Below are 17,220 nucleotides of genomic sequence, written 5' to 3' on the forward strand. Positions count from 1 at the left end.
CACTGCGCCCAAATCACCACGGATGTGGCCTATTTACATCAGTTTGCGGCGGCGTGTCACCTGAATATCGAGGTCGTTGATCTTTTTTCTCAAGGTATTGCGGTTGATGCCAAGCAAGTCGGCACATTTGGCCTGATTTCCACCAACGGAATCGAGCGCAATTTCGATCAAAGGCCCTTCGACTTCTTTCAAAATGCGCTGATACAGACCCGGTGAGGGCAAAACCCCGCCATGCAGGTCGAAATAGCGGCGCAGATGCTTGGCCACAGACGACGACAGCTTTTCGCCCTCGCCCCCGCCCTGCAAAGGCTCCATCGCGGGCTGATTGCCCAGAACCAATTCGACTTCGGTGCGGGTGATTTCCTCTTCGGGAGCGGTCACGATCAGGCGGCGAATGGTATTTTCCAACTGACGCACGTTGCCGGGCCAACTGTAGGCGCGGACAAGTTCGAGCGCCTCATTGGTAAAGCGGCGCGCCGCCATGCCATCGCGCTCGGCCTTGCCCAAAAAGAAATCGGCCAAAAGCGGAATATCGTCGACCCGTTCGCGCAGCGAGGGCACCGAAATCGTCACCCCGCCCAAACGGTAAAACAGGTCCTGACGGAAGGCGCCGTTTTCCATTTTCGCGCCCAGATCGGCCTGAGACGTGGCCATGATCCGCGGCGCATTGTCGGTGAAACTGTCGAGCATCCGCACGATCCGCGCTTGCGCGTCCTCGTCCAGATCGCCGACCTCATCAAACAGAATAGACCCGTTTTTGGCGCGCGAAATCACCGTCGCCGGACCTTCCATCGTTGCCAGATCAGAGGCAGAGACCACCACAAACGGCAGGCTGCGCCGATCGGAGAAATCATGAATGGCACGCGCGATCAGGGATTTGCCCGTGCCACTTTCGCCCGTGATCAGCACCGGAAGATCGGTGTTCATCACGCGGGCGACCAAACGATAGAGCGTCTGCATCGCGGGCGTGCGTCCCACCAAAGGCAGGTCTTCCTGCACCGTTTCCGAAGGCGCTTTGGCGGTCGAGGGCGCCGGATTGGCGCGGCGTTTGACCTCCAACGCTTTCGCCGCCCGTTTCATCAAATCCGGCAAATCAAACGGTTTGGGCAGGTAATCAAAGGCCTCCGCTTCGGCGGCCTGAATCGCGGTCATGATGGTGTTTTGCGCCGAAATCACGATCACCGGCAGGCCGGGACGCAGTTCCGCGATGCGCGGCAGGGCCTCAAGCCCATTGCCATCGGGCATGATCACATCGGAAATCACCAGATCGCCTTTGCCCTCTTCCACCCAGCGCATCAGGGTCACCAATGATGAGGTCGCATGGACTTTACACCCGGCGCGGGTCAGCGCCTGGGTCAAAACCGTGCGGATTGTGCGGTCGTCATCCGCGACGAGGATCGTACCATCCATTATCGTTCTCCTTGTCCGTCTCGCGTTGGGATCAGGCCAATAAGGTCCTGTTCCGCGCTCTGCCCCTTTTGAACGGGGATTTTCACACTTATATGACGCCCCTCCTTATCCATCGGCGCGCTCATCACGCGGCGCGACGGGGAGAGAAATCCGAAACACTGTTTTACCGGGCACGGAGTCCACGGAAATCCAACCCTCATGGTCGGAAATAATCTTTGAGACCAAAGCAAGTCCGAGCCCCGTGCCATTCTCACGTCCCGAAACGAAAGGTTCAAAAATATCTGCGGCAATCTCCGGCGGCAGGCCGGGGCCATCATCAATAATCTCGACCTGAAGCGGCAGGGCCGCCCCCGAGCCATCTTTGCGGCGCAGGCGCAGTGACAGGTCATAGAAGGTGCGCAAACGGATCGTCCCGCCGGTTTTTCCCGCAGCTTCTGATGCATTTTTGAACAAATTCAGGAAAATCTGCAACAACTGATCGCCATCGACAAAGGTCGGCGGCAGCGAGGGGTCGAATTCCTCGACGAATTTCATTGAGGCCGCATAGGACAGCTCGGCGGATTTGCGGGCACGGTCCAACAGGTCATGGATGTTGATCGGGCGCTTTTCCGGCGGGCGCAGATTGCCGAATTGTTCGACCTGCTCCAACAGGGCGACGATCCGGCGGCTTTCGGCCACAATCAAATCGGTGAGTTCCAAATCCTCAGGCGTCAGGCTCATCGACAAAAGCTGGGCCGCTCCGGTGATACCCGCCAGCGGGTTTTTGATCTCATGGGCCAACATTTCCGCCATGCCAATGGCAGAGCGCGCCGATGTTTTGACCTGATGCGAGCGCCCCAGACGATCCGCGATCTGACGCGGTTCCATCAACAGAATCAACCAGTCCTCGACGCCTTGTAGTGGCGCGATCTGGATATTGCATTGCACCGGGGCGGCGTTGCCACCCGAGACATCGACATTGTTGATGAACATCGCCGAGTTGTCGCGACGGACCCGCGAAAAGGCTTCTTCCAGCGGCGCGTCAATGGCCAATTTGTCAAACACCGGCACGTTCTTGAGCGATTTGGCCGAGGCATTGAGGAACAACTCGGCGCTCGAATTGATCTCAACAATCTGATCGGCCTCGTTGATCATCAGCGCCGGTACGGGCAGCGAGGGCCAGAGCGTGTCAAAACGCGCATCACTCATGCGGCAAGTCCTTCTGTGCAAAACGCGTCAGGCAAGAGGTCCAACACGGCCTTGGGCGCTTTCGCGGTCAAAATCCGCCGCCGCAACTCATCCATCGTGCCCGCCTCATCCATGTACCATCCCAAATGTTTGCGCATCACCCGGCCGCCCAGCTCCGTGCCGTAAAAGCCCAAGGCCGCCTCGTAATGCCCGGCCACCAGATCGGCCAAATCACCGCCAGTCGGCGCAATCGGCGCGGGGGCGCCGGTCAGATTGGCGGCGACTTGCGCCAAAAGCCAAGGTCGCCCCTGCGCACCGCGTCCGATCATCACGCCATCGGCCCCCGAGGCCACAAGCGCGCGGCGTGCGGCGTCGGTGGAAACAATGTCGCCATTGGCGATCACCGGGATGCTGACCGCGTCCTTGACGGCGCGGATCGCGGCCCAATCGGCCTGACCTTTGTAGAGCTGACAGCGGGTGCGGCCATGAATGGTGATCATCGCGATGCCCGCCGCCTCGGCGCGGCGCGCCAGTTCCGGCGCGTTGCGCAGCGCGTCATCCCAACCCAGCCGGGTTTTCAACGTCACCGGAATCGACACCGCGGCCACAACCGCCTCGATCAAGCTCAAAGCATGGTCCAGATCGCGCATCAGGGCCGATCCGGAATAGCCCGAAACCACACGTTTCGCCGGGCAGCCCATATTGATGTCGATGATCCTGGCACCGTTGGCTTCGACCATTTTGGCGGCCTCAGACATCCAATGCGCCTCACGCCCGGCCAATTGCACGGCGGTATTGTCGACGCCAAAGCCCAACTCGGCCTTTTCGCGTGATCCGGCCCGGGCGTTGACCATATCGTGAGAGGCCACCATTTCAGACACCACAAGCCCCGCCCCAAAAGAGGCGACAAGCGCGCGGAACGGCAGGTCGGTGATTCCGGCCATAGGGGCCAGAAACACCGGCGGGTCGAGGGTGAGGTGCGCCAAACGAACGGGCAAGCGATTAATCCTTGTGCATTTCAAACAGGGGTAGCGCTCACTTGTGCGAGTCGCAAAGGAATGAGGGCAAAAAAAGTGCGAAAACAGGCTATCGCATAAAATTTAATCACACTGGCAGTGAAAACAGCGCCATTGCAAGGCTGAGCGTCACCGATTATCCCAATCGCATGACAGACCGGATCACCAGACGACCGACAAAACGCGCCGCTTTGATCGTTGCGGCCGGACGCGGCACCCGCGCGGGCGGAGCTTTGCCCAAACAATGGCAAGCGGTCGGCCATGCCCGCGTGATTGATCATGCGGTGGCGGCGTTTCGCGATCTGGTCGATGTGATCATGGTGGTGCATCACCCGGACGATCTGAGCTTGGCGCAAACCCTTGAAAAGGTGGACCTTGTGCCGGGGGCCGCGCGCCGATCCGACTCGGTCAAAGCCGGGCTCACGGCGCTGAACGGTCAGGGCGTGGATCAGGTGTTGATCCATGACGCGGCGCGCGCGCTGGTCCCGCATCAAGTGATCCAAGCGGTGATCGCGGCGCTCGACGCCGGGTCTTCTGGCGCGGCCCCGGCCTTGGCCGTCACGGATGCGCTTTGGGTCGGTGCAGAGCATGAAAGCGGCACGATTGTGGAGGGCACGCGCGAGCGGGCCGGGTTGTTTCGCGCCCAAACGCCGCAGGGCTTTGGCTTTGACGCCATCCTGCGCGCCCATCAGGCGCATAGCGGCGAGGCCGCCGATGATGTCGAAGTGGCGCGCAAGGCCGGGATGGATGTGACGATCACCGAAGGCTCCGAAGACAATTTTAAAATCACCCATCCCGAAGATTTCACCCGCGCAGAGCGGCTTTTGGCCGCGCGCGAGGCGGCACACCGGGCGGGACAGAAGGAGACGCAGGGCATGGAATTTCGGCTTGGCAATGGCTATGATGTGCACCGGTTCGGCGCGGGCGATCATGTGTGGCTCTGTGGTGTGAAACTGCCGCATGGCCGCAGCCTTCAGGGGCATTCGGACGCCGATGTGGGGATGCACGCCCTGACCGATGCGATTTACGGCGCATTGGCGGAGGGCGACATTGGTCAACATTTCCCGCCAACGGATCCGCAATGGAAAGGTGCCGAGAGCCATATTTTCCTGCGTCACGCCATCAAACTTGCGCGCGACAAGGGCTATGAGATGATGAATTGCGATGTCACTTTGGTCTGTGAGCGACCAAAGATCGGGCCACATGCACAGGCGATGCGGCTGGCCCTGGCCGAGATTATGGACATCGCGATGGATAAAGTGTCTGTCAAAGCCACCACCTCGGAGCGGCTCGGGTTCACCGGGCGCGAAGAAGGCATTGCCGCGCTGGCCACCGCTGCCTTAATAAAGCAGCGCTGATAAAGCCGCATTGATGACACAGCGCTGATCAAGGATCGTTGACATGAAACCCATTGCAGAACTGATCGCCACCCTCGCCCGCGTCGGCTATATGACCCCTGCTCCGGGCACGTGGGGCTCTGCTGCCGCTGTGCCGCTGTTTTGGGCGCTGGATCTGGCCTTTGGCGTCCCCGGTGTGATCATCGGCATTGTCGTCGCCTTTGTGGCCGGGCTTTGGGCCACGGGCGTGATGACCAAGGGGGCGGACAACCACGATCCCTCCGAGATCGTCATAGACGAGCTGGTCGGTCAATGGATTGCGCTGTTGCCGGTCGCGATTGGCTCGGCCATGGCAGGCACGGCTTCGACCGCGCTTTGGCCCGCCTGGCCCACCGCCTTTTTGGCCTTTCGCCTGTTCGATATTTGGAAACCCTGGATCATTGGCAAGGCGGACCGCCGTGGCGACGCTTTGGGCGTGATGTTGGACGATGTGATCGCCGGCGTCTTTGCCGCGATTGTGGTTGTGGCCTTTGCTGGCGTCTATCACGGGATTATCCTGTGATAACGGTCGAACTCGCAACAGAGGTCTTGGCCTTGGCGCGGGCACAAGGCGTGACCATCGCCACCGCCGAAAGCTGCACCGGCGGGTTGATCATCGGCGCGCTGACCGAAATCGCCGGGTCTTCCGACGTGGTGGATCGCGGGTTCATCACCTATTCCAATGCCGCCAAAATCGAGATGCTGGGCATCCTCCCCGCCACATTGGACGCCCATGGCGCGGTGTCCGAACAGATCGCGCGCGAGCTGGCAGAGGGCGCTTTGACGCGCGCAGGTGTGGGACTTGCGGTGTCGGTGACGGGCATCGCCGGACCGGGCGGATCGGAGCACAAACCCGAAGGCCGGGTGTGCTTTGGACTGGCGCAGACGGGCCGGGCGTGCCGCGTTGAAACGGTCGAATTTGGCGCTTTGGGGCGCTCCAATGTGCGTGCGCAGACGGTGATCCATGCGCTGTGCCTGCTCAAAGCGGCTTTGACGCATCCTGCCTGACGTCGGAATTCCATTTTCGACTATTTTTTATGCGTGAGATTATTTTTAAGGATATTTTTTAGCCTTTTTGTATTTTGCTCTATTTTTAACCCCGATGAATCCATCATTGCCCTTTTTTAACCTCCAACAAAGACGCTTTACGCGCCACTAAGCGTAAATTTTGACCTTAGGAGGGGAATATGGTCGGAGCGGATACAGCGTGGATTCTTGTCGCCACGGCACTTGTCTTATTCATGTCATTGCCGGGATTGGCGCTGTTCTACGGCGGGCTGGTGCGGGCGCGCAATGTGTTGAGCGTGTTCATGCATGTCTATGCCATCGCCTGTTTGATGAGCCTACTGTGGCTCGCGGTCGGCTATTCCATCGCCTTTGGTGAGGGCAATGGCTACTGGGGCGGTTTGGGCAAAATCTTTCTCTTCGGCATCGACGCTGGCACCGCAAAAGGCACCCTGCCCGAGGTGTTGTTTTTCGCCTTTCAAATGACCTTTGCCATCATCACCCCGGCGTTGATTGTCGGGGCCTATGTCGAACGGATTTCCTTTGGTTTCGTGCTGACCTTTTCCGGGCTTTGGATGCTGTTGTGCTACGCGCCTGTGGCCCATTGGATTTGGGGCGGCGGCTTTTTGGCCGATGGCGGGATTTTCGGCGCCACGGGCACGCGCGATTTTGCCGGCGGGATCGTTGTGCATGAAACCGCAGGTTTGGCGGCGTTGATCATCGCGGTGATGCTGGGTCGGCGCAAAGTGGACACCAAACCGCCGCACAACCCCGGATATGTGATGATCGGGGCGGCGATGCTTTGGGTCGGTTGGTTTGGGTTCAACGGCGGGTCGCAATTGGCCGCCGATGGCGGGGCCGCAATGGCGATCACCGTGACGCATATTTCGGCTGCCGCCGCGTCAATGACCTGGGCGCTTTGGGAGCGGATCAAATATGGCAAAGCCTCGCTTGTCGGCATCGTCACCGGCACCATCGCCGGGCTGGCCTCGATCACCCCGGCCTCGGGCTTTGTCACCCCGGTTGAGGCGCTGGTGATTGGTGCGATCGCGGGCATTCTCTGTCAGGAAATGGTCAATCTGATCCGCGGCAATTTGCGGATCGACGACACGCTCGATGTGTTTGCGGTCCATGGCGTCGGCGGGATTTTCGGCACGGTCATGATCGCCGCTTTTGGTGCGGGCACCTGGATGGCGCAGCTTGGTGCCTTGGTGATTGTCGGCCTGTTCACCACCGTTGTGACCGTGACATTGGTCTATGTCACCAAGGTTTTGGTCGGCTTTCGGGTCGATGCGGACATGGAACACACCGGGCTTGACCTCGCCCAACACGGTGAAAGCGCCTATGATCATAATTCGTGAGGCTCACGGCATAAAACAGCAAAAGGCGGGGTTTCTCCCGCCTTTTTTCACCTCTCAAAGCCGAAAAACCTATTTGTAAAGCTCCGCCGCGCGGCGTTCAAACGCCCGCACGATCCGTTGCATCGCATCATTGAACACCATGCCAATGATCCCCTGCAGAATCGCATTTTTGAACTCGAAATCGACGAAAAATTCAATGTCACAGCCGCCGTCAGGACTGTCCTGAAAGCTCCACCAGCTTTTCATATACCGAAACGGCCCGTCGAGATATTCGGTGTCGATCTTTTTCTGAGCGGGGAAGAGCGTGACGCGGGAGCCAAATTTTTCGCGGAACACTTTGAACGAAATCACCAGATCGGCCAGCATCACCTCGTGATCGCCCACACTCGTGCGCGAGCGGATGCGCGCGGCGGCGTTCCACGGCAAAAACTTTGGATAGCTCTCAACGTCTGCGACAAGCGCATACATTTGATCGGCGCTATAGGGGAGATGTTTTGTTTCTTGGTGCGTCGGCATGGTCACTGGTTTTCTGTGTCGTCCCTCGGTATGTCTATGCCTGAGGCACAAAATGCAAGGGGTTAGCATGTCGCAACGGCCATATCACATCGACGTCATGATTTCGGCCAAGGCCATTGCCGCGCGGATCGAAGATCTCGCGCGGCTCATTCGCGATGAGTATAAGGACACCGACAAATTGGTTGTTGTCGGCTTGTTGCGCGGCTCCTTTGTGTTCATCGCCGATCTTGTGCGCGAATTGGAGATGAATGTGGAGGTCGATTTTCTGGAGGCCTCCTCCTATGGCAACGCGACGGAAAGTTCGCGCGAAGTCAAAATCTTAAAGGATTTGCGCGGGGCGATTGAAGGGCGTGATGTCTTGGTCGTTGAGGACATCGTCGACACCGGTCACACCCTGACTGCGGTGTTGGAGCTGTTGCGCTCGCGCCATCCGCGCAAGTTGGAAACCATCGCCCTTTTGGACAAACCGGCGCGGCGCGAAGTGCCGCTTAAGGCGACATGGACCGGGTTTGAAATCCCCGATGCCTTTGTCGTCGGCTACGGCATTGATTTCGCCCAAGCCAACCGCAACCTGCCCTATATCGGCACGGTTGTGTTTGACGATGTTGTGGTTGAGGGTGAGGTGTTTGAGGATGAGGGTACGCCGGAGCCATCGACGTGACCCAATTGCGCTGGCTGTTGCGCGCCAAACGCTGGGCGCAGAACCCGCCGTCAAAGGCGCGGGTGAAGTTTGTGTTTGCGATCATCGCGGTCTGTGTTGCGCTTTACGGCGTTGAGAAACTGGTGGGGCTGCCCGACTGGATGCAGGTCAATGGCGCGAGCAAGATCAAGGTCCGGCCCGCGCCCTGAGCCGCGCACCCAGAGCCCCGCCCCCTGAACATGGGTCAACTGCCCCCCAAAAGCCGCTCCTGCTCGGCCTCAAGCGCTGTTGAAATCCGCGCACGGGCCAAGCGCAGCCGTGGCGCATCGGCCAGATCGGCGTGAGAGGCAACATAAATCGGCACAGGCGGCACCTCAAATACCGGCTCCACCCGCACCAGACGCGTCGAACCATTGCCCAAAAACGCAGGCAACATCACCCGGCCCAACCCGGCCTCGGCCAAAGATTGCAGCGACAGGAAACTGTCGGCGGCGGCGGTAAAGGTGGTTTTGCGCCGCTCCAACGCCTCGCGCAGCTTTTGCGCGACGGGCGAACGTCCGATGGCCCCGGTCAGCCCCAACCAGTGATCGGCAGGCACATCGGTTGAGGCGGCATAAAAGCCAAAGGCCATTTGCGCCGCCATATCGCCAACCAGATCATCGGGCAATTTATAGGTCGGGCGCACGGTGACATCGGCATGAAGCCGCGACAGGTCGAGGTGGGCGTTGTTCGACAAGAGTTCAAAGGACACATCCTGTTCGCGTTGCGACAGACGTGCCAAAATCGGCGGCAGGATTTTGTGGCAAAACGTGTCGGTCGAGGTGACGCGGATCACCCCCGCCAAAGGCGCTTCGCCCGCGCGCGCCAACCGTTCGACCGCGTTGACAGCGGTTTCGACCTCGCGCGCGGCTTCGATCAGGCGCAGATTTTCCGGCGAGATGTCATATCCGCGCACGGATTTTTCAAACAATTCAACGCCAAGACGGCCCTCAATCGCGGCGACCCGGCGCAACACTGTGGCGTGATTGACGCCTAAGTGCCGCGCCGCGCCCGAGACGGAACCCGTCCGCGCAACGGCCAAAACATAGCGAAAATCATCCCAATTTGGCCTTTGCATCATCTGACACCTTCTCTCCCTGTGATGCTTTATTTTAACATGGGAGCGTGCAGGGGTGCTTTGAGGGAAATCACAAAACGCACATTTTTGCACAAGGCAAACGCCCATGCCCTATCTCATGCCCTGATCTCTCGCCCTGATCTTGCGTCCAGATCACCCCAATGCGGCGCTTTGGTACAGCCGGACTTTGAGACCGCCATGAGCGATGGGGGCCTGTGGCGGCAACCAAGGGAGCGCCGTGGCCTGCGCCAGTTGATCGTCAGAGGTGATCATGCCGACACGCCAGCCGGAGAACCGGTCCTTCATCACCTCGCCAAAGGCGGAATAGAGCGCGAACAGGTCTTTTTTCTTGCCGATCCGCGCACCGTAGGGCGGGTTGACAATGACAAGGCCCGGCGCGCCCTCGGGGCGGGTGATTTCGGAAACGGGCACGGGCAAAAAGGTGCAGATGTCGGCCACACCCGCGCGCTCGGCATTCTCGTTCGCCATGCGCACAACATTCACATTGCGATCAGAGCCGTAAAACTGCAAAGCGCTCTCGCGCATCTGCCAGTCGTCTTTGAGGTTTTGCACCTGCTCGGCGTCATAACTGGCCAGATGTTCAAAGGCAAAACGGCGGGCGCGCCCGGCCATCATGTGTCGCGCGATTTCCGCCGCCTCAATCACAAAGGTGCCGGAGCCACACATCGGGTCAAGCACCGGCTCCGTGCCCTCATAGCCACAGGCGCGCAAACACAGCGCCGCCATGGTTTCGCGCATTGGCGCTTTGCCCATGGCCTGTTTGTGGCCGCGTTTGTGCAGACCCTCGCCGGAGGTATCAACGGAGAGTTGAATATTGTTATCGTCAAACCGGGCTTTGATCACCAGATCGGCATCGTCCAAACCTTCGGCAATCTTGGCGCCAAATTCCTCGGCAATGGCGCGTTCAAACCGCTCAACCGCCGCCCCGGCGTGATAGATTTTCGACTTTTTGTTGGTGGTGACTTCGACCTTGATCGAGAGGCCCTCGGTCAACACGCCCTGCCCCAAAATCTCACCCCATGGGAATTTGCGCGCGCGTTTGTCGAGTTGCGCCAAATGAAAGGCGCGAAATTCGCCAATCCGCGCCAAGACTTTCGACGCACCGCGCAAGCACAGGTTGGCGCGCCACACATCCTCCCACGTGCCACGGATCGTCACCCCGCCCGGCGAGAGCACAGGCGCGTCAAACCCCGCCTGCTGCACCTCAGCCATAAGCATCGGCTCCAGCCCCGGCGGGGCGGTGAGGAAAATCTCGAATGTCGGGTCGCTCACGTCAGGCCCGGCCAAGCTTTTTCATACGATTGTCGCGCAGGCGGGCAAAATCGTCGCCCGCATGGTAAGACGAGCGCGTCAGAGGCGTGGCCGAGACCATCAAGAACCCTTTGCCATAGGCGGTTTTTTCATAGGCTTTGAATTCGTCCGGGGTGACAAACCGATCGACCGCATGGTGTTTTGGTGTCGGCTGAAGGTATTGCCCGATGGTCAGAAAGTCGATGTCGGCGGCGCGCATGTCGTCCATCACCTGATGCACCGATTGGCGATCCTCGCCCAAACCCACCATGATGCCGGATTTGGTGAACATCGTGGGATCAAGCTCTTTGACCCGTTGAAGCAAGCGCAGCGAGTGGAAATAGCGCGCGCCCGGACGCACGGTTGGGTACAGGCCCGGCACAGTCTCAAGGTTGTGGTTGAACACGTCGGGCTTGGCCGCCACCACGGTTTCCAACACGCTGTCGGAACATTTCAAAAAGTCCGGTGTGAGGATTTCGATCGTGGTGTCGGGTGCACGGTGGCGGATGGCGCGGATGGTCTGGGCAAAATGCTCTGCCCCGCCGTCTTCCAAATCATCGCGATCGACCGAGGTGATCACCACATGTTTGAGGCCGAGTTTTTGCACCGCATCGGCAACACGGCCCGGTTCAAACACATCAAGCGCATTCGGGCGGCCGGTGGCGACGTTACAAAATGTGCAGCCACGGGTGCAAATCTCGCCCATGATCATCATGGTGGCGTGGCCTTGTGACCAACATTCCCCCGCGTTCGGACATCCCGCCTCTTCGCAGACCGTGACCAGCTTATGCTCGCGCATGATGCGATGCGTCTCTTTATAGCCCGCCGATGTCGGTGCCTTCACCCGGATCCAATCCGGTTTTTTCGGCTGGGCATTGTCAGCCCGATGCGCTTTTTCAGGGTGGCGCTGGTCGGGAATTTTGAGATCACGCATGGCTGGGCCTTTCTCCGTTTGGACCATGATATAGGCAGTCTGCCTGCAAATGTCTCGCGAAAACCACGCCTTTTGCTTCTGCAGCATTTTTACGCCGCGCGCGCATTGAAGCCTGCTTTAGAATCGCTCTAAAAGGGCTGCGATAGAAGATGCGTCCCGCTCTCCGGGGCACCCAAAACAGGAGTTGACCGATGAAAGCCGGATATAAACTGCCCGAAGTGACCTTTCACACCCGCGTGCGCGACGACAGCATTGGCGGCGACAACCCGTTCAAATGGGAAGACAAAACCACCGCCGATTACTTTGCGGGCAAACGCGTTGTGTTGTTCTCCCTGCCGGGCGCCTTCACCCCGACCTGCTCGACCTACCAGTTGCCGGGGTTCGAGAATGGCTTTGAAGATTTCAAAGCCGAAGGCATCGACGAGATCTATTGCATGTCCGTCAATGACAGCTTTGTCATGAACAAATGGGCGCAATCTCAAGAGCTTAAAAACGTCAAAGTCATCCCCGATGGTTCCGGCGAATTCACCCGCCGCATGGGCATGTTGGTGCGCAAAGACAACTTGGGCTTTGGCCTGCGCTCCTGGCGCTATGCCGCTGTCGTCAACGACGGCATGATCGAAGCCTGGTTCGAAGAGCCCGGCCTGTGCGACAACCACGGCGAAGACCCCTACGGCGTGTCCTCGCCCGAAACCGTGCTGTCCTACCTCAAAGAGGCGAAAGCCGAAGCCGTCGCATAACAGCGTCTGGCGCGTGATGGATCAGGCCCGTGGGAGACCCTCCTGCGGGCCTTTTGCATGCGCAGAAAATGCCGTGTTTTCAAAGCCGTCGCAGAGAGGCCGCATAACGGGGCTTCGCGAGACGCATAGCTGCGCCGCTCAGTATCCCAGATTGATCAGCACGATCACCGCCAGTCCACCGATCCCCCATGCAACGGACTTTAGCCCTTTGAACCGATCCCGCGAGACCTCTTTGGCGCGTGAGGATATGTCCTGATCGCGGGCATCAATGCCATGGCTTGCCTGTAAAATGGCCAACGGGTCTGCCGGCTTACCGTCTTGGTCCATCAGGGCACCGACGCGGAGTGCAAGCGCATCACGCCACCGCCCAGGTGATTTGGCAACAAGCATCACCGAGGGTTCGCTTTCCTCAGGGCCGATCTCTGACACGAGGCACAACGGATCTTGGTCTGACAGGGGATACACTTGGGTGCGAAACGGGGTCTTGATGGTGACAGACTTAGACCCGAATGTGACAGTCTGCCGTTTTCCCAAAAGCTGAACAAAGTGCATCTCAGAGAACGGCAGCGCCCAAACAAACAGGGCGAGCGCGACCCAAAAGACAATTTTCAAAGGGCCGACATAAAAAGCGGCTGCCACGAAAAACAGAAAGGGTAAACCGGCCAAAGTAAGCACGCCAACAAGCGCCGGACCTTTGCCAAAACCTTTCACATCAAATGTCACATCAACCATAACGCTCCTCTCACCCGCGCCTCATACGGCATGTGCCGCCGCCTCGGCCACTTATACGGATATACGGCAAAATCGGCAAACCGTGTTTTGCCCATCCTGTCGACAGCATCGGCGCTTTCATACATGGTGAGAGAACGATTTTTACATTAAAACCTCTTGTTTAGAAAATACCCGTACACTCACACAAGATGCTGATTTGCGGAGCTCACATGCGCGCCTTACTGTTGATTTGTCTCACTTTCTTGCCCTTCGCCCTGCCCTCTGGTCCCGCCCATGCCGGGGTCTGTGAGGATCTGTGGTATAGCCGAAATTGGATCATGGACCGGGCGGGCTATTGCTTTGGCACGCCCTTGGGCCAGAGCTATTTCGACACTTCCGATTGCATTGGCAAAAATGTGACGCTGACATCTTGGGACGCAGAGCGCGTGGCGGAACTGCGCGAGACCGAACAGGATCAGGGCTGTACACTCAACACGCAAAGCACCTATCTCGCCCTTGATGACATCCAATTTCGCAGGCTTTTGGTGGAACAGCCGATCCTCTTTCCAGAGGGAGAGGGCTTCATCTGCATGGGCTATACCGGTTCTGGGGTGTCGCTTTTTGCCGGGCCAGATTCAAACAGCGGCGTCATCAGTACGCTTGAGCCCGGCGATTGGTATCGCACCCGGCACACTGACATCGGCACCTGGACCTATATCACCGCCACCGCCCCACAGTCTGATGCGGTGAAAGCGGCGGGCTGGGCGATGTTTGCACCAGAGAGTTACACGCAATGTTTAGAGGCGGCCGGTTAACCGCGCCTGCGCGCCTGCTGCATCATCTCGCTGCCCGCCTCAGACAAAAGGGCGGCCAAATCGGTGAACCATGTTGTGGCCTCCGTCGAATGCCGCCGCACCAAAGCGATGGTGCGTTGCGGCTGTGGTTCGGGAAAGCGCAAGACCGTCATGTCGGGGCTGGCCGCTTGTTCGGAACACAGGGCGATTTCAGGCACGAAGGTCAGGCCGAACCCCTGCGCCACCAATCCGCACAGCGTCGACAAAGAGGACGCGCCCAGATCAACGGTTTGGCGCGCGCGCGTGAGGCCGCAGACGTCCAAGGCCTGATCGGCCAAACAATGGCCCTCGTCCAACAGTAAAAGCGCATCCGGCGGCAGGTCGGTTGGGCGCGGCGGGGCGATCGCCGCACTGAGCGCCTCAATCCGCGACTTTGACCCCGCCAAGAGGAAATTATCGGTAAACAGCGGCTCTGCCATCAGCCCCGCCACATCATAGGGCAGCGCGATCACCGCCGCATCCAACTGTCCGTTGATCACCGCCGTCAAAAGATCGGCGGTCTGGGCCTCGCGCACCCGCAGATCGAGATCAAGTGCTGCGGCTTTGATCCGGGTCAGCGCGCGTGGCAAAAGATAGGGCGCAATCGTCGGGATCACCCCAAGGCTCAGCCGCCCGGTCAGCCCTTTGGATTGGCGAATCTCAGCTTCCAGATCGCGGATCATTGCCAAAACCTGCTGTGCGCGCTCCAACACCACCTGCCCCGCCCGCGTCAGTCGAATGTCACGCGGCAGCCGTTCGACCAACTGCGCGCCAAGACTCAGTTCCATCTCTTTGATTTGCTGGGACAAAGCCGGTTGGGTGACATGGGCACGCTCGGCCGCGGCGGAAAAACTGCGGGTGTCGGCTAAGGCGACGAAATAGGTCATTTGTCTGAGCGTCAGCATGGCGGGCCTTTATGGTGAGCCTTACTATAATTTAAACTAATACCAAAACACATAAAGTACAATTTCATTTAATATACTCAGGGTGCCACACTCCCGCGAGATTCAGACCCACATTTAGGAAGAGACAAACATGACCACCCGTTTGACCACCTCCGCCGGCGCGCCGGTGTCGCACAATGACACATCCAAAACCGCAGGTCCGCGCGGGCCGGTGATGTTGGATGATTACCAATTGATCGAAAAACTGGCGCATCAAAACCGCGAACGCATCCCCGAGCGCGTGGTCCACGCCAAAGGTTGGGGTGCGCAGGGCACCTTCACCGTCACCCATGACATCAGCCAATACACCTGCGCCGATATTTTCTCGAATGTTGGCAACAGCTGCGACATTCTTTCGCGCTGGTCGACCGTTGCGGGCGAATTGGGCGCGGCGGACGCCGAACGCGATGTACGCGGGTTCTCGGTGAAATTCTACACCAACGAGGGCAATTGGGACGTGGTCGGCAACAACACCCCGGTGTTTTTCATCCGCGACGGGTTCAAATTCCCCGACTTCATCCGCACCCAAAAACGCCACCCCAAAACCAACCTGCGCTCACCTGAGGCAATGTTTGATTTCTGGGCCGCACAGCCCGAGTCAGTGCACCAAGTCACCATCCTGATGTCGGATCGCGGCATCCCGGTGAACCCGATGCATATGCACGGCTACGGCTCGCACACCTATTCAATGTGGAATAAAAATGGCGAGCGGGTCTGGGTCAAATTCCATTTCCGCAACCAGCAAGGCATCAAAAACCACAGCTCCGAAGCGGCCGAAACCCTGATCGGCAAGACCCGCGAAAGCTACCAAGAGGATTTGTTTGGCGCGATCGAGGCCGGAAATTTCCCGAAATGGGAGCTCAACATTCAGGTGATGCCCGAAGCAGAGGCCGAAACGGTGGAGTTCAACCCGTTCGACCTGACCAAAGTCTGGCCACATGATCAATTCCCGCTGATCCCCGTGGGCATGTTGGAGTTCAACAAGAACCCCGACAACTATTTCCAAATGGTTGAAAACGCGGCCTATTCCCCGTCCAACAAGGTGCCGGGCATCGGTTTTAGCCCCGACAAGATGCTGCAAGCGCGCGTCTTTGCCTATGCTGACGCGCATCGCTATCGCCTTGGCACCCATTACGAGGCCCTGCCCGCCAACGCCCCCAAATGCCCGGTGCATCATTATCATAAAGATGGTGCGATGAATTTTATGGGGCCAAACACCGGACACATTGACGCCTATTACGAGCCGAACCAATACGCCGAAAGTGCCAAACCGGATGTGAGCGTGGCCGAACCGCCGCTGAAAATCTCAGGCGATGCGGATAAATATGTGCAACAGGACGCGGATGCCGATTACGTTCAACCCCGCGCCCTTTATGCCGATGTGATGCAGGCGGATGAGCGCGCTCGGTTGCATGCCAATATGGCGGGCGCGATGGCGCCCTGCTCAACGCCTGTGCGCGAGCGCTGGTTGGCGGTTTTGGGCCGGGTTCACCCGGAGTATGAGGCGGGCGTTCGGACGGAATTGGCCAGGCTTGACGCCTGAACGTCCGCACAGGCCTGACATAAAACTTGAAAGGGTCGGACAGAGTTCGGCCCTTTCTTTTTGCAAAAAAATGCCCATCTAAAAGGGGTGAACAGGACAGACTGACCAGAAAAGGACAGCATCATGATCCGCATAGACACGCTGAACGACACCGCCCTCGCTGTGACTATTGAGGGCAAAATCACCAGAGACGACATCAAGGTCGTCGAGGCCGCGCTTGAACCCATGTTGCAACGACCTGCGCCCTATGGGTTGATGGTGGATTTGATGGGATTTTCCGATTTCACGGCGGGCGCTTTACTCGAAGATTTTCGCTATGAAATATCCTTGATCCGCCGCTGGAACGATTTTCATCATATGTCCATCGTCACCGACCGCAACTGGGTTGGCACCTGGGTCGGGATGATACAGCCGCTGTTTCCCAAAATCGAAATCAAGCTTTTTGGCCCCGACCAACGCGCCGAAGCGCGGGCGTTTGCGGCCAGTGTGGCCTCTGCGCCTGTCACCTAATACCGTGCCTTTCGCCAAGAAACGCGCCAGTGGCGCGTTTCTGTGGTGTCGCGTGATTGGCTAAATCGCTCCACTGGAGCGATTTG

The 17,220-nt window shown here is 58.7% G+C and carries 19 protein-coding genes; 10 read left to right on the plus strand and 9 right to left on the minus strand.

Annotation, left to right across the window (positions count from 1 at the left end; translation table 11 throughout):
• Positions 1-33 precede the first annotated feature (33 nt).
• From BLT54_RS01215 to dusB, 3 genes are all read right to left on the minus strand, one after another.
• The gene (locus BLT54_RS01215; protein WP_009571243.1) at positions 34-1,410 is read right to left on the minus strand and encodes a response regulator; all 1,377 of its coding nucleotides are present in this window, start codon (positions 1,408-1,410) and stop codon (positions 34-36) included.
• 105 nt (positions 1,411-1,515) lie between these two features.
• On the minus strand, positions 1,516-2,598 hold the full coding sequence (locus BLT54_RS01220) for a two-component system sensor histidine kinase NtrB (protein ID WP_074640274.1): 1,083 nt from the start codon (positions 2,596-2,598) through the stop codon (positions 1,516-1,518).
• Positions 2,595-3,575 carry a tRNA dihydrouridine synthase DusB gene (gene dusB, locus BLT54_RS01225; protein WP_143026705.1) on the minus strand — a complete coding sequence of 327 codons (981 nt, stop codon included), beginning with the start codon at positions 3,573-3,575 and terminating at the stop codon, positions 2,595-2,597. The genes BLT54_RS01220 and dusB overlap by 4 nt, the downstream gene beginning before the upstream one ends.
• Before the next feature lie 167 nt (positions 3,576-3,742).
• On the opposite strand from dusB, the gene BLT54_RS01230 reads away from it, so the two are divergent.
• The 4 genes from BLT54_RS01230 (at position 3,743) to BLT54_RS01245 (ending at position 7,335) form a co-directional block, all read left to right on the plus strand.
• Positions 3,743-4,951, plus strand: coding sequence for a bifunctional 2-C-methyl-D-erythritol 4-phosphate cytidylyltransferase/2-C-methyl-D-erythritol 2,4-cyclodiphosphate synthase (locus tag BLT54_RS01230; protein WP_074641387.1), 1,209 nt, complete (start codon positions 3,743-3,745; stop codon positions 4,949-4,951).
• A gap of 43 nt (positions 4,952-4,994) precedes the next feature.
• A complete protein-coding gene (locus BLT54_RS01235; RefSeq protein WP_074640276.1) occupies positions 4,995-5,492 on the plus strand; it encodes a phosphatidylglycerophosphatase A family protein in 498 nt (165 codons plus the stop codon).
• Complete coding sequence (locus tag BLT54_RS01240; protein WP_074641389.1) at positions 5,492-5,977, plus strand: CinA family protein; 486 nt, start codon at positions 5,492-5,494, stop codon at positions 5,975-5,977. The genes BLT54_RS01235 and BLT54_RS01240 overlap by 1 nt, the downstream gene beginning before the upstream one ends.
• 179 nt (positions 5,978-6,156) lie before the next feature.
• Positions 6,157-7,335 carry an ammonium transporter gene (locus BLT54_RS01245; RefSeq protein ID WP_074640278.1) on the plus strand — a complete coding sequence of 393 codons (1,179 nt, stop codon included), beginning with the start codon at positions 6,157-6,159 and terminating at the stop codon, positions 7,333-7,335.
• Between the two features lie 69 nt (positions 7,336-7,404).
• Here the strand turns inward: BLT54_RS01245 and BLT54_RS01250 are convergent, their stop codons facing one another.
• Positions 7,405-7,851 (minus strand): type II toxin-antitoxin system RatA family toxin, encoded by a 447-nt coding sequence (locus tag BLT54_RS01250; RefSeq protein WP_009571250.1) that lies wholly within the window; start codon positions 7,849-7,851, stop codon positions 7,405-7,407.
• Between the two features lie 67 nt (positions 7,852-7,918).
• Between BLT54_RS01250 and hpt the strand changes: the two genes are divergently transcribed.
• A complete protein-coding gene (gene hpt / locus BLT54_RS01255) occupies positions 7,919-8,512 on the plus strand; it encodes a hypoxanthine phosphoribosyltransferase (RefSeq protein WP_074640280.1) in 594 nt (197 codons plus the stop codon).
• Positions 8,509-8,700 (plus strand): hypothetical protein, encoded by a 192-nt coding sequence (locus tag BLT54_RS01260; RefSeq protein WP_074640282.1) that lies wholly within the window; start codon positions 8,509-8,511, stop codon positions 8,698-8,700. The genes hpt and BLT54_RS01260 overlap by 4 nt, the downstream gene beginning before the upstream one ends.
• A 35-nt stretch (positions 8,701-8,735) precedes the next feature.
• On the opposite strand, the gene BLT54_RS01265 is transcribed toward BLT54_RS01260, so the two are convergent.
• From BLT54_RS01265 to lipA, 3 genes are all read right to left on the minus strand, one after another.
• Positions 8,736-9,611 (minus strand): LysR family transcriptional regulator, encoded by an 876-nt coding sequence (locus BLT54_RS01265; protein ID WP_074640284.1) that lies wholly within the window; start codon positions 9,609-9,611, stop codon positions 8,736-8,738.
• Positions 9,612-9,761: 150 nt separating this feature from the next.
• Positions 9,762-10,901 (minus strand): THUMP domain-containing class I SAM-dependent RNA methyltransferase, encoded by a 1,140-nt coding sequence (locus BLT54_RS01270; RefSeq protein ID WP_245707928.1) that lies wholly within the window; start codon positions 10,899-10,901, stop codon positions 9,762-9,764.
• A 1-nt stretch (position 10,902) separates the two neighbouring features.
• Entirely contained in the window at positions 10,903-11,853 is a 951-nt protein-coding gene (gene lipA, locus BLT54_RS01275) for a lipoyl synthase (RefSeq protein WP_425429321.1), read from the minus strand.
• Positions 11,854-12,044: 191 nt separating this feature from the next.
• Here lipA and BLT54_RS01280 point away from each other — a divergent pair, with 191 nt between their 5' ends.
• Positions 12,045-12,593, plus strand: a complete 549-nt coding sequence (locus tag BLT54_RS01280; RefSeq protein WP_074640288.1) for a peroxiredoxin — start codon at positions 12,045-12,047, stop codon at positions 12,591-12,593.
• A gap of 138 nt (positions 12,594-12,731) precedes the next feature.
• Here the strand turns inward: BLT54_RS01280 and BLT54_RS01285 are convergent, their stop codons facing one another.
• A complete protein-coding gene (locus tag BLT54_RS01285; protein ID WP_074640290.1) occupies positions 12,732-13,325 on the minus strand; it encodes a hypothetical protein in 594 nt (197 codons plus the stop codon).
• A 209-nt stretch (positions 13,326-13,534) separates the two neighbouring features.
• Here BLT54_RS01285 and BLT54_RS01290 point away from each other — a divergent pair, with 209 nt between their 5' ends.
• Positions 13,535-14,119, plus strand: coding sequence for a YARHG domain-containing protein (locus tag BLT54_RS01290; RefSeq protein WP_074640292.1), 585 nt, complete (start codon positions 13,535-13,537; stop codon positions 14,117-14,119).
• Here the strand turns inward: BLT54_RS01290 and BLT54_RS01295 are convergent.
• Complete coding sequence (locus tag BLT54_RS01295; RefSeq protein WP_074640294.1) at positions 14,116-15,042, minus strand: hydrogen peroxide-inducible genes activator; 927 nt, start codon at positions 15,040-15,042, stop codon at positions 14,116-14,118. The genes BLT54_RS01290 and BLT54_RS01295 overlap by 4 nt on opposite strands.
• A gap of 130 nt (positions 15,043-15,172) precedes the next feature.
• On the opposite strand from BLT54_RS01295, the gene BLT54_RS01300 reads away from it, so the two are divergent.
• Together BLT54_RS01300 and BLT54_RS01305 are read left to right on the plus strand one after the other, a co-directional pair.
• A complete protein-coding gene (locus tag BLT54_RS01300; RefSeq protein ID WP_074640296.1) occupies positions 15,173-16,624 on the plus strand; it encodes a catalase in 1,452 nt (483 codons plus the stop codon).
• A gap of 123 nt (positions 16,625-16,747) precedes the next feature.
• Positions 16,748-17,134 (plus strand): SpoIIAA family protein, encoded by a 387-nt coding sequence (locus BLT54_RS01305; RefSeq protein ID WP_074640299.1) that lies wholly within the window; start codon positions 16,748-16,750, stop codon positions 17,132-17,134.
• Positions 17,135-17,220 lie beyond the last annotated feature (86 nt).

Source organism: Celeribacter baekdonensis, from assembly GCF_900102315.1.
GTDB classification, from domain to species: domain Bacteria; phylum Pseudomonadota; class Alphaproteobacteria; order Rhodobacterales; family Rhodobacteraceae; genus Celeribacter; species Celeribacter baekdonensis.